The sequence below is a fragment of the Parapedobacter soli genome, from assembly GCF_025460835.1.
In the GTDB taxonomy this organism is placed as follows: Bacteria; Bacteroidota; Bacteroidia; order Sphingobacteriales; family Sphingobacteriaceae; genus Parapedobacter; species Parapedobacter soli.
In genome coordinates this window covers 1-5,883 of sequence record NZ_JAMXAY010000101.1, presented here as the reverse complement: position 1 = coordinate 5,883, position 5,883 = coordinate 1, and the positions used below count along the sequence as shown (strand labels likewise).

Here is a 5,883-nt window from a genome sequence, read left to right as displayed (position 1 = left end):
CCGACCTACTCTCACGCCTTTTACGGCAATACCATCGGCTCTGGCGGTCTTAACTTCTCTGTTCGGTAAGGGAAGAGGTGGTTCACCGCCGAAATAGGCACCTGAATATCTTTATGACAAGATTGGTAGAAAACAAGTTAGAGTGAGAAAGGTTGGGCAGCGTTTTTATTTTTGCGGAAAGTTTCGGGTTATTAGTACCGCTCGGCTTTGGTGTTGCCACCTTTACACCTGCGGCCTATCGACCCCGTCGTCTACGGGGGCCCTTTTGAGGAACACTCATCTTGTGGCCGGTTTCGCACTTAGATGCTTTCAGCGCTTATCCAAACCCGACGTAGCTACCCAGCGGTACGCCTGGCGGCATAACTGGTTTACCAGCGGTCGGTCCAGCCCGGTCCTCTCGTACTAAGGCCAGCCCCACTCAATGTTCCCACGCCCGCAACAGATAGGGACCGAACTGTCTCGCGACGTTCTGAACCCAGCTCGCGTGCCACTTTAATCGGCGAACAGCCGAACCCTTGGGACCTTCTCCAGCCCCAGGATGTGACGAGCCGACATCGAGGTGCCAAACCTCCCCGTCGATATGAGCTCTTGGGGGAGATCAGCCTGTTATCCCCAGAGTACCTTTTATCCTTTGAGCGATGGCCCTTCCATTCAGAACCACCGGATCACTATGTCCGCCTTTCGGCCCTGTTCGGCTTGTAGGCCTCACAGTCAAGCAAGCTTATGCCATTGCACTCCACGTACGGTTACCAAGCGTACTGAGCTTACCTTTGAAAGCCTCCGTTACCTTTTTGGAGGCGACCACCCCAGTCAAACTACCCACCAAACAGTGTCTCCCGCAATTGCGGGATTAGGAACCGGATACGGAAAGGGCGGTATTTCAAGGTTGTCTCCACGAGTCCTGGCGAACCCGCTTCATAGACTCCCGCCTATCCTACACATCCCGCATCCAGTCCCAATGTTAAGCTATAGTGAAGGTTCATGGGGTCTTTCCGTCCCGTTGCGGGTAACCGGCGTCTTCACCGGTACCACAATTTCACCGAGCTCATGGCCGAGACAGCGCCCAGATCGTTACACCATTCGTGCAGGTCGGAACTTACCCGACAAGGAATTTCGCTACCTTAGGACCGTTATAGTTACGGCCGCCGTTTACCGGGGCTTCGGTTCAATGCTTCGCGGGCGAACCCACTAACATCCCCCCTTAACCTTCCGGCACCGGGCAGGTGTCAGGCCTTATACCTCATCTTTCGATTTCGCAAAGCCATGTGTTTTTGTTAAACAGTCGCCTGGGCCTTTTCACTGCGTCCCACATTGCTGTGGGAGCCCCTTCTCCCGAAGTTACAGGGCCATTTTGCCGAGTTCCTTAGCCATGATTCACTCGAGCACCTTAGGATTCTCACCCCGACCACCTGTGTCGGTTTGCGGTACGGGTTTTGATGGTCTGGAGCTTAGCGGATTTTCTCGGGAGCATGGTTACCCACACTATCGGCTCACCCGGAGGTTTGCCGTACTATCGGGTTTGAGCAGGGTTCCCGGATTTTCCTGGGATCCCTATACCTACGCCCTTCAACGCACTATTCCGTCAGTGCGCGGTGGTTTCACTTCTCCGTCCCCGCGTCGCAACCATCAAAAGTACGGGAATATTAACCCGTTGTCCATCGGCATCCCCGTTCGGGTTAGCCTTAGGCCCCGACTGACCCTGATCCGATTAGCGTTGATCAGGAAACCTTGGTCTTTCGGTGGGCGGGTTTCCCACCCGCCTTATCGTTACTTATGCCTACATTTGCTTTTCCGGGCTGTCCACCGTATCTCACGATGCGGCTTCGCCCAATCCGGAATGCTCCCCTACCGGTAATTGCTTACCCCATAGCTTCGGTAACACGCTTGATGCCCGTTCATTATCCACGCCCGGCCGCTCGACTAGTGAGCTGTTACGCACTCTTTAAATGGATGGCTGCTTCCAAGCCAACATCCTAGCTGTCTGTGCAGCCGGACCTCGTTAGTCCAACTTAGCGTGTATTTTGGGACCTTAGCTGATGGTCTGGGTTCTTTCCCTCTCGGCCCTGGACCTTAGCACCCAGAGCCTCACTGCGGAGTATATCCCGCGGCATTCGGAGTTCGTCTGGATTTGGTAGGATGTGACTCCCCCGCACCCAATCGGTAGCTCTACCTCCGCGGGACTTGACCTCCACGCTGTTCCTAAAAACATTTCGGGGAGTACGAGCTATTTCCCAGTTTGATTGGCCTTTCACCCCTACCCTCAGGTCATCCGGAAGCTTTTCAACGCTTATCGGTTCGGTCCTCCAGTACCTGTTACGGCACCTTCAACCTGCCCAAGGGTAGATCACAAGGTTTCGCGTCTACCTCCACCGACTATGCGCCCTGTTCAGACTCGCTTTCGCTTCGGCTGCGCCCCTGAAGGGCTTAACCTTGCCGGTGAAGAGTAACTCGTAGGCTCATTATGCAAAAGGCACGCCGTCACGGACAAGTCCGCTCCGACCGATTGTAGGCACACGGTTTCAGGTTCTATTTCACTCCCCTGTTCGGGGTTCTTTTCACCTTTCCCTCACGGTACTGGTTCACTATCGGTCTCCCAGGAGTATTTAGCCTTGGCGGATGGTGCCGCCGGATTCCCGCAGGGCGTCTCCGACCCCGCGGTACTCAGGAATCCACTGGGCTGGCTTTGCTTACGTGTACGGGACTGTCACCCTCTTCGGTACCGGCTTCCCTTCCGGTTTCCACTTAGCTTATCCAATGCCCTGTTGTGGTCCTACAACCCCGGTATTGCCGTAACAATACCGGTTTGGGCTGTTCCGCTTTCGCTCGCCACTACTTGCGGAATCACTGTTGTTTTCTTCTCCTACGCCTACTTAGATGTTTCAGTTCGGCGCGTTCGCGTATTATACGATGTACCTTCAGTACATCAGGTTTCCCCATTCGGAAATCCGCGGATCGATTCGCATTTGCCGATCCCCGCGGCTTATCGCAGCTTGTCACGTCCTTCATCGCCTCTGGGAGCCTAGGCATCCCCCGTGTGCCCTTTTCTACTTTCTCTACGCCGCACGGCCCTTTTGCTACCGTGCGGCTATTGCGGCCAACCCCGCCGGGGCGGGATTGCCACTGTTGCCTTCTCTTTCTCTCTCTTCTTGTTTTCTTCCAATATGTCAAAGAACTTTTTAGATGTGAGACACCGGATATCAGATGCGGGACGCAATCGTCTCAGATCTCATGTCTTTTGTCTCTTGTCTAAGCGTGGAGAATAACGGATTCGAACCGTTGACCACTCCCGATGTCAAATCGGGATGCTCTGGCCCCTAATGGCCAATTTCCTCGTAAATCAAACCCTGTCAATACGCAGACCCTCGCGGTATGCGATAAAATGTGGAGAATAACGGATTCGAACCGTTGACCNGTGGAGAATAACGGATTCGAACCGTTGACCACTCCCGATGTCAAATCGGGATGCTCTGGCCCCTAATGGCCAATTTCCTCGTAAATCAAACCCTGTCAATACGCAGACCCTCGCGGTATGCGATAAAATGTGGAGAATAACGGATTCGAACCGTTGACCCCCTGCGTGCAAGGCAGGTGCTCTAGCCAGCTGAGCTAATTCCCCAATCTGTCCGGCGAATCGCTCCCGTTGGCCCTCCCGACCCAAGGTCGGGATGCTCTAGCCAGCTGAGCTAATTCCCCTTTTACAGATATGAGATTTGAGATGTTAGATTTGAGACCCTGCCTGATCTCACATCTCATATCTAATGTCTCACATCTCTCCTGGTAGTCCCGAGCAGACTTGAACTGCTGACCCCTACATTATCAGTGTAGTGCTCTAACCAACTGAGCTACGGGACTAGCTTTCATTCACGCCTGTCGGATACCGCTGTAAGGGAACGGTGTCCTATTCTTTTTTTTCTGATCCAGATTCATTGATTATCATGTGCGCAACGAGCACCAATCCGGTGCCCTAGAAAGGAGGTATTCCAGCCGCACCTTCCGGTACGGCTACCTTGTTACGACTTAGCCCCAATCACCAGTTTTGCCCTGACACGCCCCTTTCGGCAACATGCTTCAGGCACCCCCGGCTTTCATGGCTTGACGGGCGGTGTGTACAAGGCCCGGGAACGTATTCACCGCGTCATTGCTGATACGCGATTACTAGCGAATCCAACTTCACGGGGCCGAGTTGCAGGCCCCGATCCGAACTGTGAACGGCTTTGCGGGATTTGCTCCCTGTTGCCAGGTGGCTGCCCGCTGTACCGCCCATTGTAGCACGTGTGTAGCCCCGGACGTAAGGGCCATGATGACTTGACGTCGTCCCCTCCTTCCTCACTGTTTGCACAGGCAGTCTGGATAGAGTCCCCACCGTTACATGCTGGCAACTATCCATAGGGGTTGCGCTCGTTGCGGGACTTAACCCAACACCTCACGGCACGAGCTGACGACAGCCATGCAGCACCTAGTTTCGTGTCCCGAAGGACTTATCCATCTCTGGATAATTCACTAACTTTCAAGCCCGGGTAAGGTTCCTCGCGTATCATCGAATTAAACCACATGCTCCTCCGCTTGTGCGGGCCCCCGTCAATTCCTTTGAGTTTCACCCTTGCGGGCGTACTCCCCAGGTGGATGACTTAACGCTTTCGCTTGGACGCTCGCCGTGTATCGCGAACATCGAGTCATCATCGTTTAGGGCGTGGACTACCAGGGTATCTAATCCTGTTTGATCCCCACGCTTTCGTGCCTCAGCGTCAATTGCGCCTTGGTAAGCTGCCTTCGCAATCGGTGTTCTGTGGCATATCTATGCATTTCACCGCTACTTGCCACATTCCGCCTACCTCATCCGCATTCAAGCGCGCCAGTATCAACGGCACTGCGATGGTTGAGCCACCGTCTTTCACCACTGACTTAGCGCGCCGCCTACGCACCCTTTAAACCCAATAAATCCGGATAACGCTTGGATCCTCCGTATTACCGCGGCTGCTGGCACGGAGTTAGCCGATCCTTATTCTCACGGTACGCTCAGCCCCCGACACGTCGGGGGGGTTGTTCCCGTGCAAAAGCAGTTTACAACCCATAGGGCCGTCTTCCTGCACGCGGCATGGCTGGTTCAGGCTTTCGCCCATTGACCAATATTCCTTACTGCTGCCTCCCGTAGGAGTCTGGTCCGTGTCTCAGTACCAGTGTGGGGGATTCTCCTCTCAGAGCCCCTAGGCATCGTTGCCTTGGTAAGCCGTTACCTTACCAACAAGCTAATGCCACGCGAGCCCATCCGTCCCCTATGAATATTTGGTTGTGATGTGATGCCACATCTCAACGTCATGCGGTGTTAATCCCTCTTTCGAGGGGCTATCCCCCTGGGACGGGCAGGTTGCTCACGCGTTACGCACCCGTGCGCCACTCTCACCTCGGGTAGCAAGCTACCCTCGGATCCCGTTCGACTTGCATGTATTAGGCCTGCCGCTAGCGTTCATCCTGAGCCAGGATCAAACTCTCCATTGTAAAAATGTTTGTTCGATCTGACCCGATTAACTCGGAATCAATCTCTGTTGTAATGTCTGTCACCTGGATTGACTTAGGTCTGTTTTTAACTTTCGTCTTCCACAGACTACTCGTTACGCTACATGAATATCAATATCTTTGAAGAACTTCTGTGCCTCCGCTCACGCTTCGGCCGCTGTGCCGTGCCGGGGGTCCGACCCCCTGTACCGCTGCTGTCCGCCCCTTTCCGGATGCCCGGCCAGCCTCGCGCTAACCTCGCCCGCAGAGCGGGTTTCCGTTTGGGACTGCAAAGGTAAAAACCTTTTCCGGACTTGCAAAATTTATTTTCATTTTCTTTTCCCGCCATCCCTGCAACCGCAACCCATACCCCGCAACCGGGGAAAGGAA

The 5,883-nt window shown here is 54.3% G+C and carries 1 protein-coding gene, 4 tRNA genes and 3 rRNA genes; all 8 read right to left on the bottom strand.

What is annotated here, in order from left to right; translation table 11 throughout:
* Positions 1-105: ribosomal RNA gene (gene rrf / locus NGM62_RS21400) — 5S ribosomal RNA — on the bottom strand; the annotation flags it as partial.
* Positions 106-172: 67 nt separating this feature from the next.
* Positions 173-3,054, bottom strand: a 23S ribosomal RNA gene (locus NGM62_RS21395).
* A 199-nt stretch (positions 3,055-3,253) separates the two neighbouring features.
* A tRNA-Ser gene (locus tag NGM62_RS21390) sits at positions 3,254-3,330 on the bottom strand.
* A gap of 83 nt (positions 3,331-3,413) precedes the next feature.
* A tRNA-Ser gene (locus NGM62_RS21385) sits at positions 3,414-3,490 on the bottom strand.
* 52 nt (positions 3,491-3,542) lie between these two features.
* A tRNA-Ala gene (locus NGM62_RS21380) sits at positions 3,543-3,616 on the bottom strand.
* Positions 3,617-3,775: 159 nt separating this feature from the next.
* Positions 3,776-3,852 (bottom strand) — tRNA-Ile (locus NGM62_RS21375).
* Positions 3,853-3,968: 116 nt separating this feature from the next.
* Positions 3,969-5,496: ribosomal RNA gene (locus NGM62_RS21370) — 16S ribosomal RNA — on the bottom strand.
* A 118-nt stretch (positions 5,497-5,614) separates the two neighbouring features.
* Positions 5,615-5,883: hypothetical protein (locus NGM62_RS21365; RefSeq protein ID WP_262250342.1), on the bottom strand; the 269-nt coding region annotated here is incomplete at its 5' end.